26 protein-coding genes are annotated in these 25955 nt (G+C 69.1%); 20 read left to right on the forward strand and 6 right to left on the reverse strand.

Annotated elements, in window-relative coordinates:
- Window positions 1-78 precede the first annotated feature (78 nt).
- The 6 genes from ACMGEZ_RS08105 to ACMGEZ_RS08130 all read left to right on the forward strand — a co-directional run bounded on the left by ACMGEZ_RS08105 (window position 79) and on the right by ACMGEZ_RS08130 (window position 5168).
- Entirely contained in the window at window positions 79-1209 is a 1131-nt protein-coding gene (locus ACMGEZ_RS08105; protein ID WP_436821742.1) for a sterol desaturase family protein, read from the forward strand.
- On the forward strand, window positions 1209-2453 hold the full coding sequence (locus ACMGEZ_RS08110) for a BaiN/RdsA family NAD(P)/FAD-dependent oxidoreductase (protein WP_436821743.1): 1245 nt from the start codon (window positions 1209-1211) through the stop codon (window positions 2451-2453). The genes ACMGEZ_RS08105 and ACMGEZ_RS08110 overlap by 1 nt, the downstream gene beginning before the upstream one ends.
- 98 nt (window positions 2454-2551) lie before the next feature.
- The gene (gene rpsU, locus ACMGEZ_RS08115; protein ID WP_007833691.1) at window positions 2552-2764 is read left to right on the forward strand and encodes a 30S ribosomal protein S21; all 213 of its coding nucleotides are present in this window, start codon (window positions 2552-2554) and stop codon (window positions 2762-2764) included.
- A 109-nt stretch (window positions 2765-2873) separates the two neighbouring features.
- Window positions 2874-3320, forward strand: a complete 447-nt coding sequence (locus tag ACMGEZ_RS08120; RefSeq protein ID WP_436821744.1) for a GatB/YqeY domain-containing protein — start codon at window positions 2874-2876, stop codon at window positions 3318-3320.
- Between the two features lie 68 nt (window positions 3321-3388).
- Window positions 3389-4345, forward strand: a complete 957-nt coding sequence (locus ACMGEZ_RS08125; protein ID WP_436821745.1) for an AraC-like ligand-binding domain-containing protein — start codon at window positions 3389-3391, stop codon at window positions 4343-4345.
- A gap of 94 nt (window positions 4346-4439) precedes the next feature.
- The gene (locus ACMGEZ_RS08130; protein WP_436821746.1) at window positions 4440-5168 is read left to right on the forward strand and encodes an alpha/beta fold hydrolase; all 729 of its coding nucleotides are present in this window, start codon (window positions 4440-4442) and stop codon (window positions 5166-5168) included.
- A 3-nt stretch (window positions 5169-5171) separates the two neighbouring features.
- Here ACMGEZ_RS08130 and pmbA read toward each other — a convergent pair whose 3' ends face one another.
- Entirely contained in the window at window positions 5172-6542 is a 1371-nt protein-coding gene (pmbA, locus tag ACMGEZ_RS08135) for a metalloprotease PmbA (protein ID WP_436821747.1), read from the reverse strand.
- 66 nt (window positions 6543-6608) lie between these two features.
- Between pmbA and yjgA the strand changes: the two genes are divergently transcribed.
- Both yjgA and mog read left to right on the forward strand, forming a co-directional pair.
- Window positions 6609-7265, forward strand: a complete 657-nt coding sequence (gene yjgA / locus ACMGEZ_RS08140; protein ID WP_436821748.1) for a ribosome biogenesis factor YjgA — start codon at window positions 6609-6611, stop codon at window positions 7263-7265.
- On the forward strand, window positions 7262-7861 hold the full coding sequence (gene mog / locus ACMGEZ_RS08145) for a molybdopterin adenylyltransferase (RefSeq protein WP_436821749.1): 600 nt from the start codon (window positions 7262-7264) through the stop codon (window positions 7859-7861). Before yjgA ends, mog begins: the two co-directional genes overlap by 4 nt.
- A 12-nt stretch (window positions 7862-7873) precedes the next feature.
- Here the strand turns inward: mog and cysE are convergent, their stop codons facing one another.
- Window positions 7874-8647: a serine O-acetyltransferase gene (gene cysE, locus ACMGEZ_RS08150; protein WP_436821750.1), complete on the reverse strand. Its 774-nt coding sequence runs from the start codon at window positions 8645-8647 to the stop codon at window positions 7874-7876.
- Window positions 8648-8683: 36 nt separating this feature from the next.
- Entirely contained in the window at window positions 8684-9448 is a 765-nt protein-coding gene (locus ACMGEZ_RS08155) for an RNA methyltransferase (protein WP_436821751.1), read from the reverse strand.
- Window positions 9449-9572: 124 nt separating this feature from the next.
- On the opposite strand from ACMGEZ_RS08155, the gene ACMGEZ_RS08160 reads away from it, so the two are divergent.
- From ACMGEZ_RS08160 to ACMGEZ_RS08170, 3 genes are read left to right on the forward strand one after another with little or no spacing between them, the layout of a single operon-like run.
- Window positions 9573-10601 (forward strand): inositol monophosphatase family protein, encoded by a 1029-nt coding sequence (locus tag ACMGEZ_RS08160; protein WP_436821752.1) that lies wholly within the window; start codon window positions 9573-9575, stop codon window positions 10599-10601.
- Window positions 10601-12835: an FUSC family protein gene (locus ACMGEZ_RS08165; protein WP_436821753.1), complete on the forward strand. Its 2235-nt coding sequence runs from the start codon at window positions 10601-10603 to the stop codon at window positions 12833-12835. The genes ACMGEZ_RS08160 and ACMGEZ_RS08165 overlap by 1 nt, the downstream gene beginning before the upstream one ends.
- Window positions 12835-13956 (forward strand): mechanosensitive ion channel family protein, encoded by a 1122-nt coding sequence (locus tag ACMGEZ_RS08170; RefSeq protein ID WP_436821754.1) that lies wholly within the window; start codon window positions 12835-12837, stop codon window positions 13954-13956. The genes ACMGEZ_RS08165 and ACMGEZ_RS08170 overlap by 1 nt, the downstream gene beginning before the upstream one ends.
- Here the strand turns inward: ACMGEZ_RS08170 and ACMGEZ_RS08175 are convergent.
- Window positions 13939-14922, reverse strand: a complete 984-nt coding sequence (locus ACMGEZ_RS08175) for a LysR substrate-binding domain-containing protein (RefSeq protein ID WP_436821755.1) — start codon at window positions 14920-14922, stop codon at window positions 13939-13941. The two genes, ACMGEZ_RS08170 and ACMGEZ_RS08175, sit on opposite strands and share 18 nt — an antisense overlap.
- 147 nt (window positions 14923-15069) lie before the next feature.
- Here ACMGEZ_RS08175 and ACMGEZ_RS08180 point away from each other — a divergent pair, with 147 nt between their 5' ends.
- Window positions 15070-16065: a Bug family tripartite tricarboxylate transporter substrate binding protein gene (locus tag ACMGEZ_RS08180; protein WP_436821756.1), complete on the forward strand. Its 996-nt coding sequence runs from the start codon at window positions 15070-15072 to the stop codon at window positions 16063-16065.
- Window positions 16066-16085: 20 nt separating this feature from the next.
- Here the strand turns inward: ACMGEZ_RS08180 and ACMGEZ_RS08185 are convergent, their stop codons facing one another.
- Window positions 16086-16583, reverse strand: a complete 498-nt coding sequence (locus tag ACMGEZ_RS08185; protein ID WP_436821757.1) for a MarR family winged helix-turn-helix transcriptional regulator — start codon at window positions 16581-16583, stop codon at window positions 16086-16088.
- 121 nt (window positions 16584-16704) lie between these two features.
- On the opposite strand from ACMGEZ_RS08185, the gene ACMGEZ_RS08190 reads away from it, so the two are divergent.
- Genes ACMGEZ_RS08190 through ACMGEZ_RS08200 form a run of 3 tightly spaced genes read left to right on the forward strand, consistent with a single transcriptional unit; the run spans window position 16705 to window position 19984 of the window.
- Window positions 16705-17688, forward strand: a complete 984-nt coding sequence (locus ACMGEZ_RS08190) for a Bug family tripartite tricarboxylate transporter substrate binding protein (RefSeq protein WP_436821758.1) — start codon at window positions 16705-16707, stop codon at window positions 17686-17688.
- Window positions 17689-17696: 8 nt separating this feature from the next.
- The gene (locus tag ACMGEZ_RS08195; RefSeq protein ID WP_436821759.1) at window positions 17697-18662 is read left to right on the forward strand and encodes a Bug family tripartite tricarboxylate transporter substrate binding protein; all 966 of its coding nucleotides are present in this window, start codon (window positions 17697-17699) and stop codon (window positions 18660-18662) included.
- 5 nt (window positions 18663-18667) lie between these two features.
- On the forward strand, window positions 18668-19984 hold the full coding sequence (locus ACMGEZ_RS08200; RefSeq protein WP_436821760.1) for a sulfatase family protein: 1317 nt from the start codon (window positions 18668-18670) through the stop codon (window positions 19982-19984).
- Between the two features lie 19 nt (window positions 19985-20003).
- Here ACMGEZ_RS08200 and ACMGEZ_RS08205 read toward each other — a convergent pair whose 3' ends face one another.
- On the reverse strand, window positions 20004-20207 hold the full coding sequence (locus ACMGEZ_RS08205) for a hypothetical protein (protein ID WP_436821761.1): 204 nt from the start codon (window positions 20205-20207) through the stop codon (window positions 20004-20006).
- A gap of 29 nt (window positions 20208-20236) precedes the next feature.
- On the opposite strand from ACMGEZ_RS08205, the gene ACMGEZ_RS08210 reads away from it, so the two are divergent.
- From ACMGEZ_RS08210 to mutS, 5 genes are all read left to right on the forward strand, one after another.
- On the forward strand, window positions 20237-21034 hold the full coding sequence (locus ACMGEZ_RS08210; RefSeq protein WP_436821762.1) for an AfsR/SARP family transcriptional regulator: 798 nt from the start codon (window positions 20237-20239) through the stop codon (window positions 21032-21034).
- 158 nt (window positions 21035-21192) lie between these two features.
- On the forward strand, window positions 21193-21750 hold the full coding sequence (locus tag ACMGEZ_RS08215; RefSeq protein WP_436821763.1) for a PadR family transcriptional regulator: 558 nt from the start codon (window positions 21193-21195) through the stop codon (window positions 21748-21750).
- A 5-nt stretch (window positions 21751-21755) separates the two neighbouring features.
- Window positions 21756-22589, forward strand: coding sequence for a siderophore-interacting protein (locus tag ACMGEZ_RS08220; RefSeq protein WP_436821764.1), 834 nt, complete (start codon window positions 21756-21758; stop codon window positions 22587-22589).
- 117 nt (window positions 22590-22706) lie between these two features.
- The gene (locus ACMGEZ_RS08225; RefSeq protein WP_436821765.1) at window positions 22707-23222 is read left to right on the forward strand and encodes a hypothetical protein; all 516 of its coding nucleotides are present in this window, start codon (window positions 22707-22709) and stop codon (window positions 23220-23222) included.
- Window positions 23223-23325: 103 nt separating this feature from the next.
- A complete protein-coding gene (gene mutS, locus ACMGEZ_RS08230) occupies window positions 23326-25953 on the forward strand; it encodes a DNA mismatch repair protein MutS (protein WP_436821766.1) in 2628 nt (875 codons plus the stop codon).
- The last annotated feature ends 2 nt before the right edge of the window (window positions 25954-25955 follow it).

Genomic DNA, 25955 nt, shown 5'->3' on the forward strand with positions numbered 1-25955 from the left:
CCAGCCATTCGGCCAGTCGGCACATCCAGGCCAGCGCCCTAGAATCTCCGGCCTGAAGAACAACGGGCGGAGATGGGCATGCTGGAACTCGAGAAGCTCAACGAATTCGTCGAGAGCCACGGCGAACTGCAGCGCGGCCGCGGCCTGGTCACCGGCACCATCGCGCTCTCGCTGGGCGTCCTCTGCTTCCTGGGCGTGCTGGTCTTTCACTTCCCGCAATACCTGAGCACGCCCGAGCTGCGCCGCAGCTACGACGTCGACGTGATGCGCATGGTGCTGCTCGCGGCCATGGTGGTGGCCGGCGGGCTGGCGCTGGTCAACATCATCTTCAACCGCTCGCGCTGGCTGTCAGCTTTCGCGTTTCTGCTGGTGGCGGCGGCGGCGCTGCTGGGCGGGCACAAGGTGCCGGTCAACGACTTCGCGGACAACACGCCCTACATCGGGCTGGACTGGTTCATCCTCGACCTGCTGGGCTCCTCGCTGATCTTCATCTTCATCGAGAAGCTGTTCGCCCACCGCAAGGAACAGCCGGTGTTCCGCGCCGAATGGCAGACCGACTTCCACCACTTCGTGGTCAACCACATGATCGTGGGCTTCGTGCTGCTGGCCACCAACCTGCTGGTGCACAAGCTCTTCGGCTGGGCCGCCAACGACGGCATCCGCGGCTGGATCGCGGGGCTGCCGTTCTGGGCCGGACTGCTGCTGATCATCCTGGTGGCCGACCTGGTGCAGTACTGGACGCACCGCGCTTACCACGAGGTGCCGCTGCTGTGGCGCCTGCACGCGGTGCACCACAGCGTGAAGAGCATGGACTGGCTGGCCGGCTCGCGCCAGCACATCCTCGAACTGCTGATCACCCGCACGCTGGTGCTGGCGCCGATCTACGTGCTGGGCTTCAGCAAGGAAGTGATCGACGCCTACATCGTGGTGGTGGGCTTCCAGGCCGTGTTCAACCATGCCAACGTTAGCGTGCGCCTCGGGCCGTTGCGCTATGTGATCGCCACGCCCAACTTCCACCACTGGCACCACAGCCAGGACGACGAGGCAATCGACAAGAACTATGCCGCGCACTTTGCCTTCCTCGACTATCTCTTCGGCACCGCGGTGAAGAGCACGCGGCTCTGGCCCGAGCGCTACGGGGTGGTCGGCGACTACGTGCCCAACGGGTTCTTCAAGCAGCTGAAGTTTCCGTTCTTGTGGAAGGGCTGATGGCGGCATCGAGCACGTTCGACGCCATCGTGGTCGGTGCCGGCGCGGCCGGCCTGTTCTGCGCGGGACTGGCGAGCCAGCGCGGGCTCAAGGTGCTGTTGATCGATCATGCCGAGCGCATCGCCGAGAAGATCCGCATCTCCGGCGGCGGCCGCGCCAATTTCACGAACCGCGACCTGGACGTGCGCGCACCGCAGCGCCACTTCATCGGCGAGAACCCGAACTTCTGCCGCTCGGCGCTGTCGCGCTACACGCCGCAGCAGTTCATCGAGCTGGTCCAGCGCCACGGCATCGCCTACCACGAGAAGCACAAGGGACAGCTCTTCTGCGACGGTTCGTCGCAGCAGATCATCGACATGCTGCTGGCCGAGTGCGCGGCCGGGGGCGTGACGCACTGGCAGCCTTGCAGCGTCGGGGAAGCCGCCTTTGCGCCGGACGAGGGCTATCGCCTCCAGACCAGCCGCGGCGAGGTGGGTGCGCCCCGGCTGGTGGTGGCGACCGGCGGCCTGTCCATTCCCCAGATCGGCGCGACCGACTTCGGCTATCGGCTGGCGGCCCAATTCGGCCTGCGCGTGGTCCCGCCCCGCCCTGCCCTGGTGCCACTGACCTTCGGCGGCGAAGCCTGGGCACCGTATGCCGACCTGGCCGGCCTCGCGCTGCCCGTGCAGATCGCGACGGGGAGCAAGAAGGCCCGAGCGGTATTCCTCGAGGACCTGCTGTTCACCCATCGCGGCCTCTCCGGCCCCGCGGTGCTGCAGGTCTCCAGCTACTGGCAGCCGGGCGCCCCGCTCGACATCGACTTCGCGCCCGGCGTGGACATGCAGGCCGCGCTGGCCGAGGCCAAGCAGCGCTCGCGCAAGCGCATCGCCAACGAGCTCGCCGGCCTGGTGCCGGCCCGGCTGGCCGACGCCTGGGTCGGGCAGGACGCTGCGCTGCAGCGCCCGATCAACGAGGCGGCCGACCGGGCGCTGGCGGCGTTGGCCGAGCGCATCGCGCGCTGGCAGATCACGCCCAGCGGGACCGAGGGCTACAAGAAGGCGGAAGTCACGGCCGGCGGCGTCGATACCCGCGACCTGTCCTCGCAAACGATGGAATCGAAGCAGCCGGGCCTGTATTTCATCGGCGAGGTGGTGGATGTAACTGGCTGGCTGGGCGGCTACAACTTCCAGTGGGCCTGGGCCAGCGCGCATGCCTGCGCGCAGGCACTGGCGGCACGCTCCGATCAGGCTATAATGCCCGGCTAACTTTGGCCACCCCTCAACGGCCTACCCCTTTCGTGTTGAGGAAACCCGGCCCGGGGCCCGATCTTCCCCAAGCCAAAAATCAAGCAACCGATTTTTAAATGACCACTATCCGCGTTAAAGAAAACGAGCCTTTCGACGTCGCGCTTCGCCGCTTCAAGCGCACCATCGAAAAGCTCGGCCTGCTGACCGACCTGCGCGCCCGCGAGTTCTACGAGAAGCCGACCGCCGAGCGCAAGCGCAAGAAGGCCGCTGCGGTCAAGCGCCACTACAAGCGCGTGCGCAGCATGCAGCTTCCCAAGAAGCTGTACTGAGCTGGCACCCGCCGCGTCGGACTCGTACCGACGCCCAGTTCGAGCCTCCGAGCCGCGCCAGGGAAACCCTGCCGCGGCTCTTGTCATTTCCGCCCCAGAAAGCAAAGCCATGAGCCTCAAGGATCAGATCACCGAAGACATGAAGAACGCCATGCGCGCCAAGGACTCGGAGCGCCTGGGCACCATCCGCCTGCTGATGGCGGCGCTCAAGCAGAAAGAAGTCGACGAGCGCGTCGAGCTGGATGATGCGATGGTCGTCGCCATCGTCGACAAGATGGTGAAGCAGCGCAAGGACTCGGTCGCAGCCTTCACCCAGGGCGGGCGCACCGACCTGGCCGACAAGGAAACGGCCGAGATCAAGGTGCTGGAGGCCTACCTGCCGCAGCGCATGGGCGCCGAGGAGATCACGGCCGAGGTCAAGGCGATCGTTGCGGAGCTGGGCGCCAAGGGCCCCGGCGACATGGGCAAGGTGATGGGCGCCGTCAAGACGCGGCTGGCCGGCAAGGCCGACATGGGATTGGTCAGCGCCGCCGTCAAGAGCGCACTCGCTTCCTAGTGGAGAGTTGGCTTTCGCATGGGCGCGCCCTATAGTCCGGACGTCCACACCGGCCGGAAAGTGCGCGCATGGAAATCCCTCACCGCCGATGGAGCACGGATGCCGTGCCCCGCTCGCGTCGCCTGGACTACTGGGTGGGCGCGGTCTGCGAGGCCTTTCTCGAGATGGACGTCACGAGCTCGCAGCCGGAGGGCTTCGATGCCAGCCTGTTGCACCAGCCGCTCGGCCCGATCGCGGTGAACCGGGTCCGCGCCAGCGCGCAGGACGTCTACCGCACTCACGCGGCCATCGGCCGCAGCCGTCACAACTTCTACTACCTGATCAGCCAGTTCGACCGGCCCTGGGGCGCGGCACAGGGCGGGCGCAGTGCGGCACTTGCCGCCGGGGACGCGGTGCTGGTCGATTCGCGCGAGCGCTATCAATTCCACTTTCGCGAGGGCGTGCACTGCGCCTCGATGCAGTTGCCCATCGACTGGGTCGAGCGCTGGCTGCCGGCAGGCCCGGAAGGCGTGGCGCGGCGCATCCCCGGCGACACGGGCTGGGGCCTGGCGCTGCGCGGCCTGCTGCATAACCTGTCGCCGGAATTCGCCGCCGCGCCGGGGCTGCCGCCCGCGCTGATCGTCGACCAGCTCGGGGTGCTGCTGAGCCTGGCGGTGCCAGGGCCGGCCGCAGGCCCCGAGCGCCATGCAGAGAGCCTTCGCCGGCTTGCCACCGACCTGCTGCGCCAGCGCCTGGGCGAGCCTGGCCTCAGCGGCCAGGACGTGGCCGACGCCCTTGGCGTTTCCCTGCGCAGCCTGCACCGGGCCTTCACGCCGGGCGAGAGCTTCGCCCGCACGCTGCGCCGGCTGCGAATGGAAGAGGCCGCCCGCCTGCTGGGCTGCGGGCGTTTCGCGCGCCTCGGTGTGGCCGAGATCGGGCGCCGCTGCGGCTACCTCGACGCCTCGCATTTCGTGCGCCATTTCCGCGGCGGACACGGCCTCGCGCCCGGCGCCTGGCGTCGATCGCTTGCCGGCGCACCCGGCTGACGCGCAACGGCTACGCGCGCGGCACGCATCGGCCAGCGGCCCGAGTCCGTCGCAGCTACCTTCCGACCCTGTTCACAACCACGAGGAGACTGAAATGGCGGACACCTACGCTCTCGTTCACGGCGCATGGCACACGGGCGATTTGCTGGAGCCCGTGGCCGAGACCATCCGGGGCCAGGGCCATACCGTGCATTGCCCGACGCTGGCCGGCAACCGGCCGGGCGACTCGCGCGCGACCACCGGGCTGGCCGAGGCGGTGCAGTCGCTGGCTGACTTCATCCGACAGAGCGACCTGCGCGATGTGCGCCTGGTCGGCCACAGCTACGGCGGCATGGTGATCTCGGGCGCGATGAGCCTGGTGCCGGAACGTGTGCGCCGGCTGGTGTACTGGAATGCCTTCGTGCCGCTTCGCGGCGAAGCCCTGGTCGACCTGGTGCCGCCCCGCTACAAGGCCATGTTCGACGAGATCGCAGCGCAGAACGACGGTGCGATCACGCTACCCTTTCCGATCTGGCGCGATGCCTTCATCAACGATGCCGACCTGGCCACGGCCGAACGCGCCTACGGGCTGCTCAATCCGCATCCCTACCGGACGTTCACCGATCCCGCAGCCCTCCCCGCCGAGCTGGCGGAGCTCCCGGTGGGCAAGTCCTACCTGAACTGCCAGCAGGACATCGCGCTGCCGCATAGCCTGCCCTGGCATCCGCGCCTGTCGGAGCGCCTGGGCCTCTACCGGCTGGTCGAATGCCCCGGCAGCCACGAGCTGTGCTTCACCGACCCCGCGCTGCTGGCGCGCAAGATCGTCGAAGCCGGGCGAGACTAGCGATCAGCTGCCGGCCACCTTCATTCGGTTGACCAGCACCGAGCCCGTGGTCTTGGCCCCGTAGTTGTAGGCGTCGGCACCCACCGCCTCGATGCCCATGAACATGGTCTTCAGGTTGCCGGCGATGGTGATCTCCTGCACCGGAAAGGCGATCTTCCCGTTCTCGACCCAGAAGCCGCTTGCGCCGCGCGAATAGTCGCCCGTCACGTAGTTGACGCCCTGCCCCATCAGCTCGATCACGAACAGGCCGGTGCCCAGCTTCGCGAGCATGGCGTCGAGGTCGTCGCTCTTCTTCGTCTTGCGCGAGCTCAGCGTGAGGTTGTGCGAGCCGCCGGCATTGCCGGTGGTCTTCATGCCCAGCTTGCGCGCGGAATAGGTGCTCAGGAAGTAGCCTTCGAGCCGGCCGCCGTCGACCACCTTGCGCTTGCGGGTGGCCACGCCCTCGTCGTCGAAGGCCGAGCTGCCCTTGCCGCGCGGGATGTGCGGGTCTTCCAGCACGTCGATGTGCGAGGGCAGCACGGGCTTGCCCAGCGAGTCGAGCAGGAAGCTGCTCTTGCGGTAGAGCGCGCCGCCGCTGGTGGCCTGCACCAGTGCGCCGAGCAGGCCGGCGGCCAGCGGCGACTCGAACAGCACCGGGCATTCGGTCGTCTTGATCTTGCGCGCCTTGAGGCGGCTCAGCGCCCGCTCTGCGGCATAGCGCCCGACGGCCTCGGGGCTCGCGAGCTCTTGCGCCGAGCGCATCGAGCTGTACCAGGCGTCGCGCTGCATGTCGTTGCCCTTGCCCGCGATCGGCGCCACCGAGATCGAATGCCGCGAGCTCGCATAGCCGCCACGGAAGCCGCGGGTGTGCGCGCTGAAGAAGTGGCTCTGCTGCGCCGAGACCCCGGCGCCCTCGCTGTTGGTGATGCGCTTGTCGGTCGACAGGGCCGCGGCCTCGCATTCCAGCGCCAGCGCAGCCGCCCGCTCGCTGCTGATGTCCCAGGGATGGAAGAGATCCAGGTCGGGCTGCTCGGTCGCGATATCGGCCTCGTCGGGCAGTCCGCTGACTGGGTCTTCGGCCGTGAATCGCGCGATGTCGTAGGCGGCCTGCACGGTCTGGGCGATGGCCGCTTCGGAAAAATCGGAGGTACTGGCATTGCCGCGGCGGTGGCCCACGTAGACCGTGACGCCCAGCGACTTGTCGCGGTTGCGCTCGACGTTCTCGAGCTCGCCCTTGCGCACGGAGACACTGAGGCCGCAGCCCTCGGAGGCCTCCGCGCCGGCGTCGGTGGCGCCGAGCTTCCTGGCATGGGCCAGGGCCGAGTCGACCAGGTTTTCGAAGAAGGAACGGCTGTAGGCGAAGCCGGAGTCGGCGCGCGAGGAAGAGGTGCTCATGTGGCGGCTATGATACTTGCGCCCTCCGTTTTCGATGGAGCGGCTTACGGCCTAACGATTGCCTCCATGCCCCGCAAACCCAAGAAAGGCTACTTCGTCCGCGGCACCTTTGTCGCCGAAGGCAGCGAACTCGACCTCGAGCTCAAGCGCGAGCTCAAAGGCACCGACGCGGCGAGCAAGACCGACCTCAAGCGCGAGAGCGCCGAACTGCAGACCCTGGGCGAGGCCCTGCTGGGCCTGCGCGCCGGCCTGTTCGACAAGCTGGAACTCGGGGACAAGCTGCGCGACGCCATCAACGAGGCCAAGCGCATCACCAACTTCGAGGGCAAGCGCCGCCAGATGCAGTTCATCGGCAAGCTGATGCGCGGCCTCGACGCCGCCACGCTCGATGCCATCCGCGCGGCGCTCGACGAGCAGAACCGCGGTCCGGCGCAGGAAGCCGCGATCCTGCACGACGCCGAGCGCTGGCGCGACCGGCTGATCGCCGACGACGACGCTCTGGGCGGCTGGATCGAAACCCACCCCGGCACCGACGCCCAGCAACTGCGCGCGCTGGTGCGCCAGGCACGCAAGGATCTCAAGGAAGGCCCGCCCGGGGAGGCGCCGCGCCAGGGCAAGGCCTACCGGGAGCTGTTCCAGCTGCTGCGCGCGCACCTCGAAGTCCATGGCGCCGCAGACCATGCGGCCGAAGCCGCTGCGCAAGCACGCGAGGAAGACGCATGACCAGCCATCCTTACGACCCGGTGCGCATCGGCATCGTCTCGATCAGCGACCGTGCGTCGAGCGGCGTGTACGAGGACAAGGGCCTGCCCGCGCTGCAGGAATGGTTGAAGCGCGCGCTGCGCAACCCCATCGATTTCGAGCCGCGGCTCATCGCGGACGAGCAAGCCGCCATCAGCGCCGCGCTGATCGAACTGGTCGATGCCGGCTGCTCGCTGGTGCTGACCACCGGGGGCACCGGTCCGGCCCTGCGCGACGTGACGCCCGAAGCCACGCTGGCCGTCGCCCACAAGGAAATGCCGGGTTTCGGCGAACAGATGCGCCAGATCAGCCTGCGCTTCGTGCCGACCGCCATCCTGTCGCGGCAGGTGGCGGTGATCCGCGACCGGAGCCTCATCATCAACCTGCCCGGGCAGCCGAAATCCATCGCGGAGACGCTGGAAGGGCTGAAGAACCCCGATGGCACGCAGGTGGTGCCAGGCATCTTCGCGGCGGTGCCCTATTGCATCGACCTGATCGGCGGGCCGTACCTGGAAACCGACGATTCGGTCTGCAAGGCCTTCAGGCCGAAGTCGGCGATCCGCCCTTCGACGCCCTGAGGCGCAAGACCGTCACTTGCCGACGAGCTCGGTCAGGCGCTGCGCCTCGAAGCATTCCTTGGTCGCGGCATCCCCGGGCACGCAATCCTTCTTGCCTGGCTGTGCAGACAAGGTCTCGATCGCCCGCCACAGCAGCGCGATCTGGTGCTCCTGGCTCGACGCGTTGTCGATCAGGCTGCGCATGGCGAGCGACAGCGGATCGTCTTCCTGCGTGATCCCGTAGGCCTCGAACTTCCCGGCGCTGCCCGTCGATGCGCCACCGGCCGCAGCCTTGGCGGGGATGATGCGCGCCGGGATCCCCACGGCGGTCGCGCCCGCAGGCACGGGCTTGATCACCACCGCGTTGCTTCCGATCTTGGCGCCATCGCCCACCACGAAGCCGCCCAGCACCTTCGCACCGGCGCTCACCACCACGTCCTTGCCGAGCGTCGGGTGCCGCTTCGCGCCCTTGTAGAGCGAGGTGCCACCCAAGGTGACGCCCTGGTAGATGGTGCAGCCGTCGCCGATCTCGGCAGTCTCGCCGACCACCACGCCCATCGCATGGTCGAAGAACACGCGATCGCCGATGACCGCGGCCGGATGGATCTCGATGCCGGTGAGCCAGCGCGAGACGTACGAAACGAAGCGCCCCGCCCACTTCAGGCCGTGGCCCCAGCACCAGTGCGCCATGCGATGCAGCACCAGGGCATGCAGGCCGGGATAGAGGGTCAGCACTTCCCAGCGCGAACGCGCCGCCGGATCGCGGTCGAGGATGCACTGGATGTCGGAGCGCAGTCGCGAGAACATGGGATGTTCTTGTTATGACGATATGGGCTGCGCAGTCTAAGGGCTCGGATCATCGCGCGCAGGCGATGGGGTCTTGTAGCTGCCGCCCGCCGCCGCGTCGGCCATGGCCTTGGCGATGCCGCGCAGGATGTGGATCTCTTCCGGCGTCGGCTGGGCGCGGTTGAAGAGCTGCTGCAGCCGTGGCATCAGCTTCTTGGGCGCCTCGGGATCGAGGAAGCCGATCTGCACCAGCGAGCGTTCCCAGTGCTCCAGCATGCCCGCGACGGCCCGCGCGTCGGCCGCCCGGACCGGCTCGGCGGCCTCGCGCACTTCGAAGCCACCCAGCGCCAGGCGCCATTCGTAGGCGATCACCTGGACCGCCGCGCCCAGGTTCAGCGAGCCGAAGGCCGGGTCGGTGGGAATGGTGAGCGCCACATGGCAGCGGTACACGTCCTCGTTGCGCATGCCGAAGCGCTCCGAGCCGAACAGGAAGGCCACGTGCTGCGCTTCGCCCTGGGCCAGCGGCACCAGGTGCTCGCGCGGCGTGCGCGTCGGCGGACCGAAGTCGCGCGGCACCATCGCGGTGGCGCAGAGGTGGGTGACGTCATCGAGCGCCTCGTCCAGCGTATCGACGATGCGGGCCCGCTCCAGCACGTCGAGTGCTCCGCTCGCGCGCTGGATGGTTTCGTCCCGCCGCAGCACGTTGGCCCAGCGCGGGGCCACCAGCACGAGTTCGTCGAAGCCCATGGTCTTCATGGCGCGCGCGGCGGCGCCGACATTGCCGGCATGGCTGGTCTGGATCAGGATGAAGCGGGTGCGCATGGGGAAGGCCAAAAGGGAGCGGGCCCGAAGGCCGGGGTCCGACCCGGTAAAATCCACGATTCTCGCCGCCTGCATCGCCGGGCCGCCTCCCCAGGGCCCCGCCCGCCGTTCTTCCCCCAATCCGATGCCGTCTCCCAACCTGCACCCCATGCTCAACGTGGCCGTCAAGGCCGCCCGCGCCGCCGGCGCCATCATCAATCGCGCCGCGCTCGACATCGAGGCGGTGCGCGTTTCGCAGAAGCAGGTCAACGACTTCGTGACCGAAGTCGATCACGCGAGCGAGCGGGCCGTCATCGAGACGCTGCTCGGCGCCTATCCGGGGCACGGCATCCTGGCCGAGGAATCGGGCACCGAGCACGGCGCCCGCGATTCCGACTACGTGTGGATCATCGATCCGCTGGACGGCACCACCAACTTCATTCACGGCTTCCCGGTCTATTGCGTCTCGATTGCGCTCGCGATCAAGGGCAAGGTCGAGCAGGCCGTCATCTTCGACCCCACCCGCAACGACCTCTTCACCGCCACCCGCGGGCGCGGCGCCTATATGAACGAGCGCCGCATCCGCGTGAGCAAGCGGATCCGGCTGAACGAGTGCCTGATCTCCACCGGCTTCCCCTTCCGCACCGGCGACAACTTCAAGCAGTACCTGGCCATCATGGCCGACCTGATGCCGCGCGCTGCCGGGCTGCGCCGCCCGGGCTCCGCGGCGCTGGACCTGGCCTACGTCGCCGCCGGCTTCAGCGACGCCTTCTTCGAGACCGGCCTCAACATCTGGGACGTGGCGGCCGGCTCGCTGCTGGTGACGGAAGCCGGTGGACTGATCGGCAACTTCACCGGCGAACCCGACTTTCTCGAGCAGCGCGAATGCCTCGCCGGAGCGCCGAAGATCTACGGCCAGCTGGTCCCGCTCCTGGCCAAGTACTCGAAGTTCGCAAGCGTCGATGACAAGTTCGCTGCCAGCGAGCGCGCGCGCGAGGTCGACCCCTCCGCCGGCAGCGTCTACGCGCGCAGCACCGTGCCCGGCGCATCGAGCGACGTCGAAGCAGCACTGGATGGTCAACCCGCCGCCACCCCGGCCCCGCGCAAGCTCACCCGCCTGCGCCGTGAAGAAAGCCCGGTCACGCCGGCCGCGGGCGACGACGCCGCCGAGTGATGCAGGCGCAGCGCGCCGCCACCGAACGGGGCCGCGCCGCGCTGCGCGTGGTGCTCTCCCACTACATCGCCAACGGGCTCTCGGTTGCCTTCGGGCTGCTGCTGATCTCGGGCGGTGTCCACCTGGCGCTTGGCAGCGCCGCCGCGGCAGCAGCCGGCGTGGGCGTGATCGTGACCGCACCGCCCGACCTGCCCGGCCCGCGCCGCGGCAAGTTCTGGCAGATGGTGCCCTCGCCGCTGGTCGGCCTGCCGCTCTTCTTCTGCGTGCAGCTGCTGCATTCCGCGCCGCTGCGCCTCGGCTTGCTGCTCGTGCCCGCGACCTTCCTGGCCTTCGTGGCGATGGCATGGGGCAAGCGCGGCATCCCGATCGCCATCGCGATCATGTTCTCGATGATCTTCTCGATGGCCACGCCGGCGCCCACCGGCATGCACGAGATCGTCGACCGCACGCTGCACTTCGGCCTGGGCGCCGGGCTCTACGTGATCTACGCGCTGCTCGCGAACCATGCGCTCAACGGCCGCTACCGCGTGCAGGCGATGGCCGACCTGCTGTTCTCGCTGGCCGCGCTGATGCGCACCGAGGCCCGCCAGTTCACGCCGCGCGACGAATCCGGCGACGTGCGCGAAGTACCCGCGCCGCTGCTGGGCCAGTTGCTGCGCGCGCAGGCGGCGCTGGCCGACCAGCTGCAGGCAACGCGCGACATCGTGCTCGAATCGCCCCGCACGCCGCGCCGCCAACGGCTCGCAGGGATGCTGGTCACCGTCCTCGAACTGCGCGACATGCTGCTGGCCAGCGAGCTCGACCTCGACGCGCTCAAGGCGCACCCCGGCCATGCCGCGGCGCTGCGCGAGATGCAGCGCATCCTCGACGAACTGGCCGACGAGACGGTCGCGCTAGCCGACACCTTGCTGCTCGGCCGCCGACCCGACCCCGTGCCCGATCGCCGCCCGGAGCTCGCGGCCATCCATCTCGAAGGCGATGCGGCGCGGCCCGCCCCCGCCGCCGGGCCGACGCCTGCGATGCTCGCGCGCGGCCTGGCCAGCCGCATCGGCCACATCAACGACGAGGTGCTGCACCTCGTGAGCCTCGCGCGCGGCGAGCGCGAGCCCGACCTCACCATCGTGCGCGCGAACTGGCACATGTTCGTGAGCCCTACCGATTGGTCGCTGCGCCCTTTCCTCGCGCTGTGGCAATGGGACGCGCCGCCGCTGCGCCATGCGATCCGCGCCGCGCTCGCGGTCGCCGTCGGCTATGCCATCGCCGTCATGCTCCCCTGGGGCTCGCACGACTACTGGATCCTCTTGACGATCGTGGTGGTGCTGCGCGGCAGCCTCTCGCAGACGCTGGAAAGGCGCAACAGCCGCGTGGCCGGCACGCTGCTGGGGTGCGTGTTCGCGGTGGCCGTGCTGTCGACTCATCCCTCCGCCCTGGGCTCGCTCATCGCGATGACCGCCGCGCAGGCCATTGCGCACGGATTCGCGGTGCGGCGCTACCTGGTCACGTCGGTGGCAGCCACCGTCCTGGGGCTGTTGCAGGCGCACGCACTCAACGTGGGCATGAGCCCCACCTTCGCCCTGTTCGAGCGCGTGGCCGACACGCTGATCGGCGCCGGCGTGGCCTGGGCCTTCTGCTACGTGCTGCCCTCTTGGGAGCGCAGCCAGATCCCCTCGCTGGTCGCGCGCACGCTGACGGCGCAGGCCCGCCATGCGCGGCTCGCGCTCGGCCTGGGCCAGCTGCGCGCGGTGCAGACCAGCCCCGAGCTCGACTGGCGCCTGGCGCGCCGCGAGGCCTACGACAGCCTCTCGGCCCTGGTGCAGGCCACGCAGCGCTCCCTGTCGGAGCCGCGCGCCGTACGGCCGCCGCTGGAGCCGCTGGAGCACCTGCAGGCGCACAGCTACCAGCTGCTGGCCCAGCTCAGCGCAGTGAAATCCATGCTGGTGCTGCGGCGCGACCGCCTCACCCCGGCCGAGATCGAGGGGCCGCTGCAGCGCGCGGCCGCACGCATCGAGGCCAACATCGGCAGCACGCCCACCACCGGCCCCGTCATGCCCGAGAGCGCTGCCGCCACAACGGTGGCGGAGCCCATCCCGCTGCCCGATCCCTTCGAGAACGACGTCAGCCCCTGGCTGCTGCGGCGGCTCGACATGGCGACCGCCATCTCGGCGCAGCTGCGCGATGACGCAGCGCGCATTCTTCAATCCGCCACGCTGGACACCATTCCCAAGACTGCCTGATGAACAAGGAAATGCTTCTCTCCCATCCGTGGTTCGGGCCCATCCTGGCTGCACTGGTCGCCGTTCCGCTGGCACTGCTCGCTCATCGCATCGGCGGCTTGGTGCTGCGGCGCTTGATGCGCCACGCACCCGTGGTCCACGCGATGCTCGTCAACATCCAGGGCCCGGCGCGCTTCGTGCTGCCGCTCGTTGCGCTTCAGATGGTGTGGCAGGCCGCGCCGGACGACCTGCGCTTCATCAACAGCGTGCGGCACCTCAACGGGCTGTTGTTCATTGCGGCGGCGACATGGCTCGCCATCCGCGCCGTCAACGGCATTGCCGATGGCGTGCTGTCCAAGCACCCTCACGACGTCGAAGACAACCTCCAGGCTCGCCGCGTGCTCACCCAGACCCGCGTGCTGGCGCGCACCGCCGCCAGCGTGCTGCTGGTGGCAGGCGCCTCGTTGATGCTCATGACCTTCCCGGGCGCGCGCCAGGTCGGCGCCAGCCTGCTGGCCTCCGCGGGCGTGATCGGCATCGTGGCCGGCCTGGCCGCCAAGCCGGTGTTCAGCAACCTGATCGCCGGGCTGCAGATCGCGCTGGCGCAGCCGATCCGCATCGACGACGTGCTGGTGGTCGAGGGCGAATGGGGCCGCGTGGAGGAGATCACCGGCACCTTCGTCGTCCTGCGCATCTGGGACGACCGGCGCCTGATCCTGCCGCTGTCCTACTTCATCGAGAAGCCCTTCCAGAACTGGACGCGCAGCAGCTCGCAGCTGCTGGGCTCGGTCTTCGTGTACGCCGACTACGGCATGCCGCTGGCGCCGCTGCGCGAACAGGTCGAGCGCATCGTGAAGGCGGCGCCCGAGTGGGACGGTCGCTTCTTCAACCTGCAGGTGACGGATACCACCGAGCGCACCATGCAGATCCGGGTGCTGTGCACCGCCGCCTCTTCGTCACTGGCCTTCGACCTGCGCTGCAAGGTGCGCGAGGGGCTGATCGGGTACATGCAGCGGGAGTACCCGCAGTTCCTGCCCCGGCTGCGCATCGAGGGCGATCCGCAATCGCAATCGCAAGCGGAAGCAGAAGCGGAAGCTGCAGTCCCTTCCAGCTTCCGGCCGTCCTCAGCCAGGCGGGGCTGAGCGGCGCGCCCGCGCGGGGCGGGCAGCGGCGGCGAGCACCTCGGCGCGCTGCCGCACCACCTCGTGGATGGATTCGATCAACAACCGGGCGCCCTCCCCCGCTTCGCTGCCGCGCCGTACGGTGAGCCCGACGGGGCCTTCGGTGCTCGCAGTGTCGATGGCCAGGCGGCGCAGCTCGCCACGCGCCAGAAACCCGTCGACCGCCCCTTGCGGCGCAAACCAGACGGCGTCGGCGCACTGCAGCAGACCGACAGCGAAGCTGGTGTCGGTCGCCTCCACCATGCAGCGCGGCGGCGCCATGCCTTGCGCGACCAGGAAAGCATCTGCGGTGTGGCGGATCAGCGTGCCCGAGACCGGCACGATGAACGGATAGGCAGCCAGCGCCTCGAGTTCGGGGCGCCGCTGCGATGCGAGGGGATGCGCAGGGCGAGCAACCAGCAGCAGCGGCTCGCTGTACAGGTGCTCGAAGGCCAGATCCGCCATCGCCGAGGCCTGGGCCAGCCGACCCAGCACCAGGTCGATCTCGCCCTGGCGCAGCTGCGTCATGAGTTGCGCGTTGGTGCCGCTGGCCACACGCACGCGCAGCGCGGGCGCCTTCGCGTGCAGCGCCGCGATGGCCGCCGGCAGCAGATGGGCCGCCATGTTCGGCAAGGCGCCCACCGCCACGTGCAGCTGATCGAGCTCCGGCTGGTCGAGCGCCAGGCCCAGGCCTTCGCGCAATCCGCGCAGCGCCACCACGGCGTGTCGCACCAGCACATCGGCTGCTGGCGTCAGCTCGACGCCGCGTCGCCTGCGCAGCAGCAGCCGGCGCCCGACGATGTCCTCGAGCTCGGCGACGGTCTTGGAGACCGCGGGCTGCGTGAGCGCGAGCGCCTTGGCCGCGCGCACCAGGTTGCGCTCCTGCGCGACGACCACAAGGCATTGCAGGTGGCGCAGCTTGAGGCGGGCAAAGTTTATAGCTGGCATGCGCATCTCCTCGGCGATGTTCCCCGCGAAATATAACCAGCCGGAATACCAGGCAGAACAGCTTTCAGTTGTGCCGGAACGAACGCGCTCCTAGAGTCTCCCTGTTGCGTCCTTGCCGCATGCGCCCCCGAACCCGGAGACAAACACATGACCCGCCCTGCTTCCTTCGGCGCGATGCGCCGCCTCGGCCTTGCGGCCACCTGCGCCGCCCTGGCGCTCGGGCTCGCGGGCCCGCCCGCCCATGCCGACAGCGCCTACCCGTCGAAGCCAGTGAAGTTCATCACCAACTTCCCGGCCGGCGGGCCGCTCGACATCCTCGGCCGCGCGCTGTCCGACGCATTGCAGAAAGACCTGAAGCAGCCCTTCGTCGTGGACAACCGCCCCGGCGCAGGCGGCAACATCGGCGCCGACGTGGTGGCCAAGAGCCCGGCCGACGGCTACACGGTGCTGCTGTCGATCGACACCACCTTCACCATCAACCCGCACCTCTACGCCTCGATGCCCTTCGCGGCGAAGGACCTGAAGCCGCTGATGATCTTCAGTTCCTCGGGCCTCGCCTTCGGTGTCGCCTCTTCGGTGGATGCGAAGACGCTGCCCGATTTCATCCGGCAGGGCAAGGCGCAGCCCTTCACCTTCGCCTCTGCGGGCAACGGCAGCCCGGGCCACATCGCCGCAGAGATCTTCTCGAACGCGACCGGCGCGAAGATCACGCACGTGCCCTACAAGGGCAATGCCCCGGCCGTGACGGCGCTGCTGTCGGGCGAGGTGCAGGCCGGCATTCTTGCCACGCCCGGCCTGCTGCCGCACCTGCAGGCCGGCAAGTTGCGAGCGCTGGCGGTGACCGGGCGCCAACGCTCGCCGATGCTGCCGCAGGTGGCCGCGGTGGGCGAGCTCGGGCTCAAGGACCTGGAGTTCGAGGTGCTCTACCTCGCGATGGTCCCGGCCGCCACCCCCGAGCCCGTGATGCAGACCTTGCGCCGCGCGCTGCAGTCTGCCCTGGCGCTGCCGGAGCTCAAGACGCGGCTCGCCGCCCTCGACATGGTGGCGCTCGGCGAGACCGGCGCCGTCGCGCAGCAGCACCTGGACGCAAGCCGCGAACGCTATGCCCGGATCGTCAAGGCGACCGGCATGAAGCTGGACTGAAGCCCCATGCGCACGCAGCCTCAGCCGTTACCGCGCCGGCGCCGGTCGGCCTTGGGCAGCACCGCCGCGGCGGCGAGCTGCTCGGCGCGCGCCTGCAGCTGGTGCAGGGCCTCGTCCAGGCTGGCCGCCTGGTCGGCATCCAGCACGGCCAGCAGGTCGGCATTGATGCGCGTCACCAGCGGATGGAGCTCGTCGTACACCGCCTGCCCGCGCTCGGTGAGCTGCAGCAGCACCTGGCGCCGGTCGCCGGCGGTGTGCGTGCGCGACAGCAACTGCTTCTGGACGAGCGATCCCACCGCCTTCGAGGTACGGGCCCGATCGAGCTGCGCATGTTCGGCCAGTTGCGAGGAGCTCAGCGCGCCGCGGCTGGCGAGCGTCGCGATCAGCCGCCATTCGCGCCGGGTGATGCCGAAGCGTCCTTCGCACAGGCGGATGACCATGCTGCCCGCGACCGACAGCAGGCGGGACAGCCGGTACAGCAGCAGCCCATCGAGGGATCGGGGCGTGGATTCGCTCATCTCGGGGTTAGTCCGGGGAATGGTTGATTTGATCAATCAGGTGCCCCGACTCTAAATTCGATCGGTGCCGCGGCACGGCCAAGGCTCGACGAACCGATAGAGAAAGACCGGAGACAACCCGATGCACGCCTTCAACCTTCATCGCCGCCGCGCGCTCGCCGTGCTGGGAGGCGTCGCCCTCGCCTCGCTCGCGCATGCGCAGGCCTTTACGCCCGGCCAGCCCATCAAGGTGCTGATCGGCGTGCCCGCCGGCGGCACGCAGGACGTGCTGACGCGCGCCATCGCGCACGAGGTGCGCGACACCCTGGGCCCGCTGGTCATCGACAACCGCTCCGGCGCGGCAGGCCGCATTGCCGCCGAGGCAGTGAAGACCGCGGCACCCGACGGCCGCATGCTGCTGCTGGGCACGGCCAGCATGATGACCATGTTCCCCAGTGCCTACAGGCAGCTTTCGTACGACCCGGTCAAGGACTTCGTGCCGATCGTCAATGCGGCGCGCTTCGAGCTGGCGCTGGTGATCCACAAGGACGTGCCCGCCAATACGCTGCCGGAGTTCATCGCCTGGGCCAAGGGCCAGGGCGACAAGCTGAGCTTCGCCTCGTACGGTGCAGGCACGCCCTCGCACTTCCTGGGCGAGATGCTCAATCGTGCGGCCGGCCTGAAGATGGTGCACGTGCCCTACCGGGGCTCGACGCCTGCGCGCCAGGACCTGATGGGCGGCACCGTGCCGGTCTACTTCGACACGGTGGGCGGCGCGCTCCAGCTGCAGGCCAGCGGCCGCGTGAAGGTGCTGGCCACCAGCGGCGAGAAGCGATCGCCCTTGATGCCCAGCCTGCCCACCTTCGTGGAGGCCGGCTACAAGGACGTGGTGGCGGCGGCCTGGTTCGCCTACTACGCGCCGCGCAGCACGCCTCAGCCCATCGTCGACAAGCTGCGTGCCGAGTTCACCCGCGCGGTGAACTCGCGCGAAGTGCGCCAGCAACTGCTGCAGAACGGCATGTACCCGGTGGGCGACGGACCCGACGCGCTCCTGAAAACCATGCGCGAAGACACCGCACGCTGGAGCGGCATCATGAAGGCAGTCAACTTCCAGGCCAACGATTGAACCTCCCCATGCTCCGACATCTTCTGCGCCGCCTTGCCGGCACCCTCGCCCTCGCCGCACTGACGAGCCTTGCTTTCGCACAATCTGCCGACGGCCCGCTGCGCATCGTCGTCGGCTACGCGCCCGGCGGCGCTACCGACCGGGTGGCCCGCATCGTGGGCGACAAGCTCCAGGCCAGGCTAGGCGTGCCGGTGGTCGTCGAGAACAAGCCTGGCGCCGGCGGGCGCCTCGCGGCCCAGCAGGTCAAGGCCACCCCGGCCGGGCAGAACGTGCTGATGCTCGCCAACCCCGCGGTGATGGTGGTTGCGCCGCTGGTCTTCAAGGACAGCGGCTACGACCCCGAGCGCGACTTCGTCCCGGTCTCGCATGTCAACGACTACGAGTTCGCGCTGTCGGTCTCGACCGCCGTGCCCGTGCGCGAGCTGGCGCACCTGCTGGCCTGGATGCGGGCCAATCCCGACAAGGCCAACGTCGGCGTGCCGGCGACGGGCAGCCTGCCGCATTTCTTCGGTCTCATGGTGGGCGAGAAGGCGAAGGTGCAGACCCAGGTGGTCGGCTATCGCGGCTCGGCCCCCTTGCTGACCGACCTGATCGGCGGCCAGGTGCCGATCGCCGTCGACACGCTGGACGTGGTCATCCCGCAGCACCAGGCCGGCAAGGTGCGCATCCTCGCGATGTCGGGCGCGAAGCGCTCTCCCTTTGCGCCCGAGGTGCCGACCTTCAAGGAGGCGGGGCTCGACCTCGTCGCGCTCGGCTGGAACGCCTTCTTCGCGCCGGCGACCATGCCGCGCGAGAAGGTCGCGCGGCTCTCGCAAGCGATCCGGGAGGTCATGCAGGACCCGGACACGACGCGGCGCTTCAAGGATTCGCTGATGACTCCGGTGACCAGCACGCAGGAGCAGACCGCGGCCATGCTCAAGGCCTACCGCGCGCAATGGGCGCCCGTGGTCCAGAAATCCGGCTACCAACCCTGACCGTCATGCAACGTCCCAACATCATCTTCATCGTGGCCGACGACCTCGGCTTTGCCGACCTCGGCTGCTACGGCGGGCGCGATGCGGCGTTCGGTCCCGTGTCGCCGGTGCTCGATGGCCTGGCCGCCAAGGGCATCCGCTTCACGCAGGGCTATGCGAACTCGCCCGTGTGCTCGCCCACCCGCTTTGCACTGATGACCGCGCGCTACCAATACCGCCTGCGGGGCGCGGCCGAGGAGCCGATCAACAGCAAGAGCCGCGGCAGTGCCACGCTCGGCCTGCCGCCCGCGCATCCCACCTTGCCCTCGCTGCTGCGTGGCGCGGGCTACCGCACGGCATTGATCGGCAAGTGGCACCTGGGCTTTCCGCCCGCCTTCGGTCCGTTGCGCTCGGGCTACGAGGAGTTCTTCGGGCCCATGTCGGGCGGGGTCGACTACTTCACGCACTGCGACTCGGCCGGGCGCCACGACCTGTGGGCCGGTGAGGAAGACAAGCAGGAAGAGGGCTACCTCACCGACCTGCTCTCGCGCCGCGCGGTCGACTACGTCGAGCGCATGGCCGGCCAGCAGGCGCCCTTCTTCCTGAGCCTGCACTACACGGCGCCGCACTGGCCCTGGGAAACGCGCGAAGATGCCGGCCGCGCGCCGGCCGTCAAGAACAACCTCTTCGACCTGGCCGGCGGCAACATCCACGTCTACCGCCGCATGATCCACCACATGGACGAGGGCATCGGCTGGATCATGGCCGCGCTCGAGAAGCAGGGAATCGCCGACAACACGCTGGTCGTCTTCACCAGTGACAACGGGGGCGAGCGCTTCTCGGACAACTGGCCGCTCGTCGGCGGCAAGATGGACCTGACCGAGGGCGGCATCCGCGTGCCGTGGATCGCGCACTGGCCCGCCGTCATTCACGCCGGCGGCGAGAGCAGCCAGCACTGCATGACGATGGACTGGTCGGCCACGATGCTCGAAGCCGCAGGCGCCGCTGCCGATCCGGACTATCCACTCGATGGCGTCTCGCTGCTGCCCGTGCTGCGCGACGCGGCGACGCGCTTTCGCCGCCCGCTGCACTGGCGCATGAACCACCGCGGCCAGCGTGCCCTGCGCGATGGCGACTGGAAGTACCTGCAGGTCGACGGCCACGAGTACCTGTTCAACATCTCGGCCGACGAGCGCGAGCGCGCCAACCAGGCCGGCCGCGAGCCGGAGCGCCTGGCCAAGCTGCGCGCCGCCTGGGAAGCATGGAACGCGAGCATGCCTGCCATCCCGGACGACGCGACCGTGAGCCTGGGCTACTCGGCCAAGAACATGCCGCAGCGCTGAGCGCCGGGTCGGGCCTGCCTCAGCCCGACATCGAAGACGTCCGCCCCTCGCCCGGGGCGGTGTCGTCGTCCTCCTCGGCCATACTTAGAATGTCCTGGGCCGAAAGCTTCCCGATCAGTTCCGGATGGTCGCGGTTCACATGTGCCTGTACGGCAGCGATGAGTTCCGCATCGGTGGAGCCACGGATCGCTTCGCCGCATTCACAGTTGATCAGCTTGGCCATGTCTTCCTCCTTTCAACGGGGGTGTCACGATGGTGCCAGACGGGGATGGAGAAAACCTTGGCGAAACATTGGCGCCCGGGGCGGAGACGCGGATCCAGCTTTGCGGACGACTGGTCGCCAAGCTCGAGGGGCGACGCATCGAGGAGCTGCTGCCGGGTCGGCAGGGCCGGCTTCTCTTCGCTTATCTCGCAGCGCAACGCAGGCACGCCCTCACCCGATCGCAGCTCACGCAAGCACTCTGGCCGAACAATCCGCCGCCGGCTGCGGATGCTGCACTCAGCGCCTTGCTCACCAAGCTCCGAGGGGTGCTGGGCGCGCACGCCGTGCTCGGCAAGCAAGAGCTGCGGCTGGTGCTCCCCGCCGATGCCTGGATCGACCTGGAAGCGGCGCTAGAGGGACTGCACCGGGCGGAATCCGCCGTTGCGCGCCAGGGCTGGACCGCCGCATGGGGACCGGCTCGCGTCGCCCTGCACATCGCCATGCGGCCCTTTCTTCCGGGCTATGACGCGCCCTGGATCGATGCGACCCGCGAACAGATCGAAGACGTCCTGCTCCGGGCCCACGAGTGCGTCGCCGTCACCGGTCTCGCGCTGCGCGGGAGCGAACTGGCGTCGGCTGCGCGTTCGGCGCGCGCGCTGATGAAGCTGGCGCCCTACCGCGAATCGGGCTACCGCTTCATGATGGAAATTCTTGCGCTTCAGGGAAATGTGGCCGAGGCCCTGCTGATTCACGAGCGTTTGCGCCGATTGCTGTGCGACGAACTCGGCGCTTCCCCCAGTCCCGCGACACTGGCCGTTCACAAGCGGCTTCTGCACCGCACCTCATGACAGGGTTGCCGCGCCTGCGCAGGAGGCGCCAGGTCTTGGTGTGGCGAGGGCTGCTCAACACCCACCCACCGTGCGCAGGCCATTCGCTCGCCTTGACTAAGATATTATTTAGATATATCTTTTAAAAATTAGATATAGACATCCAAGGACCCTCCCTCATGCAGGCTTTTCGACACTTTCCACACGGCCATCCCCGTGGCGACCATGGAGACGGCTTGAGCGGCGGTCGCGGTGGCCGCGGCGGCGGCGGCCGGATCTTCGGCCACGGCGGCCTGCGCTTCGTGCTGCTGCAACTCATCGCCATGAAGCCCAGCCACGGCTACGAGCTGATCAAGCTCATCGAGGAACGCCTGGGCGGCCGCTACAGCCCCAGCCCGGGCATCGTCTACCCGACGCTGACCCTGCTCGAGGAACTGGGCCACGTGAGCGTCGACACCGCCGAGGGCGGCAACCGCAAGCGCTACACCATCACCGAGGCCGGGTGCGAGTTCCTCGACGCCAACCGGGAGACCACCGACGAGATGATGGCCCGCATGAGCGGCGGCGTCGACGGCGCGGGCCCGCGGGCCGGCCGGCCGCCGCAGGTACTGCGGGCGATCGAGAACCTCAAGCTCGCGATGCGCCTGCGCCTCGCGCGCGAACCGCTCACCGAACAACAAGCCCACGAATTCGCCGCGGTGCTCGACAGCGCCGCTCAACAGTTGGAACGCATCTGAATCCCATGACCGATTTCCCATCCCCCTCCTCCTCCCCCGACCGCCTGCCGCGTCGCGTGCGCCACGAGCTGCGCTTTCGCAGGCTCGAGGTACGTGCCGTCCAGCGGGTGACGCCACACCTGGTGCGCATCACGCTCGGCGGCGATGAGCTCGCCGGCTTCACCAGCCCGGGCTTCGACGACCACTCGAAGCTCTTCTTTCCGGACCCGCAGACCGGCGAACTGCGCCTACCGACCGTCGGACCCGAGGGCCCCTCCTGGCCCGAGGGCCCCAAGCCCGCGATGCGCGACTACACGCCGCGGCATTACGACGCGGCGGCAGGCACGCTCGATTTCGACTTCGCACTGCACGAGGCCGGCCCGGCCACGCGCTGGGCCGAGCAGGCCCGCGTGGGCGATGTGCTCGGCGTGGGCGGGCCGCGCGGCTCCTTCATCGTGCCGACCGATTTCGACTGGCACCTGCTGATCGGCGACGACACCGCGCTGCCCGCGATCTCGCGGCGCCTGGCCGAACTGCCGGCGGGCGCTCGCGCACTGGTGCTGGCGGAGGTGGACGACGAGGCCGACCAGATTCCACTGCCAACCCGAGCCGACCTCGAACTGCACTGGGTGTATCGCCGCGACACTCCGCCCGGCACCGGAAGCGCCCTGCTCGAGACACTGCGTGCGCTCACGCTCCCCGCCGGCGATTTCCACGCCTGGGTGGCCTGCGAATCGGCCGCCGCCAAGGCGCTGCGAACCCATCTGGTCGCAGACCGGGGCGCGAACCCGAAGTGGATCCGCGCCTCCGGCTACTGGCGCCGCGGCGCCGTGGCCACGCACGACACCCACGACGACTGACGCAGCAGTGCACTGGCCGAAGGCGGTATGCCGCGCGGCCGTTTGACACCCCATCCCTGCCCGACCAGAATTTCGGACTGAGTACTTAGCGGTTATCTGATTGCAAGGGATTCGGAGATGGACATCGGACTTGCCCAATGGCAGTTCCTGCTCGCGCTGCTGACAGGGGCGCTGCTTCTGTTCGTCGTCATGTGGATCGCCTGGCACCACGTCGCCGAGCGCCGCGAAGCCGAGCGCCGCATCGCCGCGGCCCGCGTGCGCTCCGGCCATCTGCCGCTGGAGATCCCGACGGTGCCTGGCGGGCTGAACCGCTCGGTCGATTCGGCGCCCGATACGCTGCCCGGATGGTTCATCCAGGGCAAGGGCGAGCACACGGTCGTCGACGAGCAGCCGCGCATCCGCGTGCGCTATGTCGATCCGCACGGCCGCAAGGCGGAGTGCACGATGAAGGTCGAGCACCTGGACCTGCAGAAGAGGCTCCTCACCGGGCGCGGCGAACTGCCGGGCGAGACCTACCGCATCCCGCTGCACATGATCACCGGCGCGCGCGTCGCGGAGTCGGGGCAGCGCTTCAACATCGACACCTGGGTGGATGCGGTGCGTGTCGCGCGCCGGCGGCGCGGGCAGATCTAGAGCGGGCCATCGAAACAACGGGCGTGCGCCGCGACGTGCACGCCCGTTTCCTTATGATGCGGGCCCGGCCGACTTCCCGGCCTCGCACCCATCCACCGCCTCGATGACTCTTCCCGCGACCGCACCGCACACGCCGATGATGAGCCAGTACCTGGCCCTCAAGGCGGACCATCCCGACACCCTGCTGTTCTATCGGATGGGCGATTTCTACGAGCTGTTCTACGCGGATGCCGAGAAAGCCGCGCGTCTGCTCGACATCACGCTTACGCAGCGCGGCCAATCGGCGGGGCAGCCGGTGGTGATGTGCGGGGTGCCCTTCCACTCGGTCGACACCTACCTCGCGCGGCTGATCAAGCTCGGCGAGTCGGTGGCCATCTGCGAACAGGTCGGCGAGGTGGGCGCCGCCAAGGGGCCGGTGGAACGCAAGGTGGTGCGCGTGGTCACGCCCGGCACGCTGACCGATGCCGAGCTGCTGCAGGACAAGAGCGATTCGCTGCTGCTCGCGGTGCATGCAGGGTCGCGCAACTTCTGCGGCCTGGCCTGGCTCAGCGTCACCGGCGCCGAACTGCGCCTGGCCGAGTGCCCGGCCGATGCGCTGGAAGCCTGGATCGCACGCGTCGGGCCGAGCGAGCTGCTCTACAGCGCGGAGGTCACGCCAGGCTTCGAACAGCGCCTGAAGGCGGCGCGCAACGGCGCGGCCTTCACGCTCTCGGTGCGGCCGGCCTGGCAGTTCGACGGCGGCCTGGGCGAGCGCAAGCTGTGCGAGCAGATGGGCAGCAACAGTCTCGCAGCCTGGGGCGCGGAGTCGCTGGCCAATGCCCACGCCGCCGCGGCCGCGCTGTTGGGCTATGCCGAGCACACGCAGGGCCGCGCGCTGTCGCACGTGCAGCGCCTATCGGTGGAGCGCGACGGCGAGCTGATCGATCTGCCGCCCACCACGCGCCGCAACCTGGAGCTCGTGCAGACCTTGCGCGGCGAGGATTCGCCCACGCTGTTCTCGCTGCTCGACACCTGCATGACGGGCATGGGCAGCCGGCTACTCAAGCGCTGGCTGCTGGCGCCGCGCCGGGACCGCAGCGAGGCGCAGTCGCGCCTGGAGGCCATTGCCGCGCTGCAGGCCGCACCATCGGGTGCTCCCGCGGCGCCTTGGCGCGCGCTGCGCGATCGGCTCAAGAACACGAGCGATGTGGAGCGCATCGCCGCGCGCATCGCGCTGCGCCAGGTGCGCCCGCGGGAGCTGGTCGCGCTGCGCATGGCGCTGGCGAAGGCAGAGGAACTTGCGCCGGCCCTGCCCGCATCCTCTTCGCCGCTGCTCGCGCAGATGGCCGCGCAACTGGCGCCGCCGCCGGGCTGCGTCGAGCTGCTGCTGGCGGCCATCCACCCCGAGCCTTCCGCGCTGGTGCGCGACGGCGGCGTGATCGCGGACGGCCACGATGCCGAGCTCGACGAGCTGCGCGCCATCAGCGAGAACAGCGATGCCTACCTGCTGCAGCTCGAGGCCAGCGAGCGCGAGCGCACCGGCATCTCGAACCTGCGCGTGCAGTTCAACCGCGTGCACGGCTTCTACATCGAGGTCACGCAGAGCGCGCTTGCCAAGGTGCCGGACAACTACCGCCGCCGCCAGACGCTGAAGAACGCCGAGCGCTTCATCACGCCCGAGCTCAAGGCCTTCGAGGACAAGGCCCTGTCTGCGCAGGACCGCGCCCTGGCGCGCGAGAAGTGGCTCTACGAGCAACTGCTCGATGCATTGCAGCCCTCGGTCTCGGCACTCACGCGGCTGGCGGGCGCACTGGCCGCGCTCGATGCGCTGTGCACGCTGGCCGAGCGCTCGCACACGCTGCACTGGCGCCAGCCCTTCTTCGTGGCTCATCCCTGCATCGAGATCGAGAAGGGCCGCCACCCGGTGGTCGAAGCCCGGTTGGCCGAGAAGTCATCGGGCGCGTTCATCGCGAACGACACGCGCATGGGCCCCCAGCAACGCATGCAGGTGATCACCGGCCCCAACATGGGCGGCAAGTCCACCTACATGCGGCAGGTCGCGATCATCGTGCTGCTCGCCTCCATCGGCTCGCACGTGCCGGCCGACGCCTGCCGGCTGGGCCCCATCGACGCCATCCACACGCGCATCGGCGCGGCCGACGACCTGGCCAACGCACAGTCGACCTTCATGCTGGAGATGACCGAGGCGGCGCAGATCCTGCACGGCGCCACGGCTCATTCGCTGGTGCTGATGGACGAGATCGGCCGCGGCACCAGCACCTTCGACGGCCTGGCGCTGGCCGCCGGCATCGCGGCCCAGCTGCACGACCGCACGCGCGCCTTCACCCTGTTCGCGACGCACTACTTCGAGCTCACCGAGTTCCCGGCCACTCACCATGCCGCAGTCAACATGCATGTGAGCGCCACCGAAGCCGGGCGCGACATCGTGTTCCTGCACGAGGTGCAGCCGGGGCCGGCCAGCAAGAGCTACGGCATCCAGGTCGCACGCCTGGCCGGCATGCCGGCGGCAGTGGTCAACCATGCGCGCCAGGCACTCGAAGCCCTGGAGGCCCAGCAGTTGCAGGCCCGCGCCCAGGTCGACCTGTTCGCGCCGCCGCCGACGGTGGAGGCGCCACCGGCGAGCGCCGTAGAATCCGCGCTGACGGCGCTCGACCCCGACACGCTGAGCCCGCGCGAGGCGCTCGAGGCGATCTACACACTCAAGAAGCTCCACGCGCGCGAGCACGGTTAGGG

It is taken from the genome of Variovorax stachyos, assembly GCF_051400855.1.
Lineage (GTDB): Bacteria > Pseudomonadota > Gammaproteobacteria > Burkholderiales > Burkholderiaceae_C > Variovorax.

Excerpts from the sequence above, each read along its gene's own strand:
- ACMGEZ_RS08105 (WP_436821742.1), top strand. The coding sequence starts at position 79 with ATGCTGGAACTCGAGAAGCTCAACGAATTCGTCGAGAGCCACGGCGAA.
- ACMGEZ_RS08210 (WP_436821762.1), top strand. The coding sequence starts at position 20,237 with ATGGTGCCAGACGGGGATGGAGAAAACCTTGGCGAAACATTGGCGCCC.
- ACMGEZ_RS08130 (WP_436821746.1), top strand. The coding sequence starts at position 4,440 with ATGGCGGACACCTACGCTCTCGTTCACGGCGCATGGCACACGGGCGAT.
- yjgA (WP_436821748.1), top strand. The coding sequence starts at position 6,609 with ATGCCCCGCAAACCCAAGAAAGGCTACTTCGTCCGCGGCACCTTTGTC.
- ACMGEZ_RS08195 (WP_436821759.1), top strand. The coding sequence starts at position 17,697 with ATGCTCCGACATCTTCTGCGCCGCCTTGCCGGCACCCTCGCCCTCGCC.
- ACMGEZ_RS08125 (WP_436821745.1), top strand. The coding sequence starts at position 3,389 with ATGGAAATCCCTCACCGCCGATGGAGCACGGATGCCGTGCCCCGCTCG.
- ACMGEZ_RS08175 (WP_436821755.1), bottom strand. The coding sequence starts at position 14,922 with ATGCCAGCTATAAACTTTGCCCGCCTCAAGCTGCGCCACCTGCAATGC.
- ACMGEZ_RS08190 (WP_436821758.1), top strand. The coding sequence starts at position 16,705 with ATGCACGCCTTCAACCTTCATCGCCGCCGCGCGCTCGCCGTGCTGGGA.
- ACMGEZ_RS08170 (WP_436821754.1), top strand. The coding sequence starts at position 12,835 with ATGAACAAGGAAATGCTTCTCTCCCATCCGTGGTTCGGGCCCATCCTG.
- ACMGEZ_RS08155 (WP_436821751.1), bottom strand. The coding sequence starts at position 9,448 with ATGCGCACCCGCTTCATCCTGATCCAGACCAGCCATGCCGGCAATGTC.
- ACMGEZ_RS08215 (WP_436821763.1), top strand. The coding sequence starts at position 21,193 with ATGCAGGCTTTTCGACACTTTCCACACGGCCATCCCCGTGGCGACCAT.
- ACMGEZ_RS08225 (WP_436821765.1), top strand. The coding sequence starts at position 22,707 with ATGGACATCGGACTTGCCCAATGGCAGTTCCTGCTCGCGCTGCTGACA.
- ACMGEZ_RS08110 (WP_436821743.1), top strand. The coding sequence starts at position 1,209 with ATGGCGGCATCGAGCACGTTCGACGCCATCGTGGTCGGTGCCGGCGCG.
- rpsU (WP_007833691.1), top strand. The coding sequence starts at position 2,552 with ATGACCACTATCCGCGTTAAAGAAAACGAGCCTTTCGACGTCGCGCTT.
- ACMGEZ_RS08205 (WP_436821761.1), bottom strand. The coding sequence starts at position 20,207 with ATGGCCAAGCTGATCAACTGTGAATGCGGCGAAGCGATCCGTGGCTCC.
- ACMGEZ_RS08220 (WP_436821764.1), top strand. The coding sequence starts at position 21,756 with ATGACCGATTTCCCATCCCCCTCCTCCTCCCCCGACCGCCTGCCGCGT.
- cysE (WP_436821750.1), bottom strand. The coding sequence starts at position 8,647 with ATGTTCTCGCGACTGCGCTCCGACATCCAGTGCATCCTCGACCGCGAT.
- ACMGEZ_RS08120 (WP_436821744.1), top strand. The coding sequence starts at position 2,874 with ATGAGCCTCAAGGATCAGATCACCGAAGACATGAAGAACGCCATGCGC.
- ACMGEZ_RS08180 (WP_436821756.1), top strand. The coding sequence starts at position 15,070 with ATGACCCGCCCTGCTTCCTTCGGCGCGATGCGCCGCCTCGGCCTTGCG.
- ACMGEZ_RS08185 (WP_436821757.1), bottom strand. The coding sequence starts at position 16,583 with ATGAGCGAATCCACGCCCCGATCCCTCGATGGGCTGCTGCTGTACCGG.
- pmbA (WP_436821747.1), bottom strand. The coding sequence starts at position 6,542 with ATGAGCACCTCTTCCTCGCGCGCCGACTCCGGCTTCGCCTACAGCCGT.
- ACMGEZ_RS08200 (WP_436821760.1), top strand. The coding sequence starts at position 18,668 with ATGCAACGTCCCAACATCATCTTCATCGTGGCCGACGACCTCGGCTTT.
- mog (WP_436821749.1), top strand. The coding sequence starts at position 7,262 with ATGACCAGCCATCCTTACGACCCGGTGCGCATCGGCATCGTCTCGATC.
- ACMGEZ_RS08165 (WP_436821753.1), top strand. The coding sequence starts at position 10,601 with ATGCAGGCGCAGCGCGCCGCCACCGAACGGGGCCGCGCCGCGCTGCGC.
- ACMGEZ_RS08160 (WP_436821752.1), top strand. The coding sequence starts at position 9,573 with ATGCCGTCTCCCAACCTGCACCCCATGCTCAACGTGGCCGTCAAGGCC.
- mutS (WP_436821766.1), top strand. The coding sequence starts at position 23,326 with ATGACTCTTCCCGCGACCGCACCGCACACGCCGATGATGAGCCAGTAC.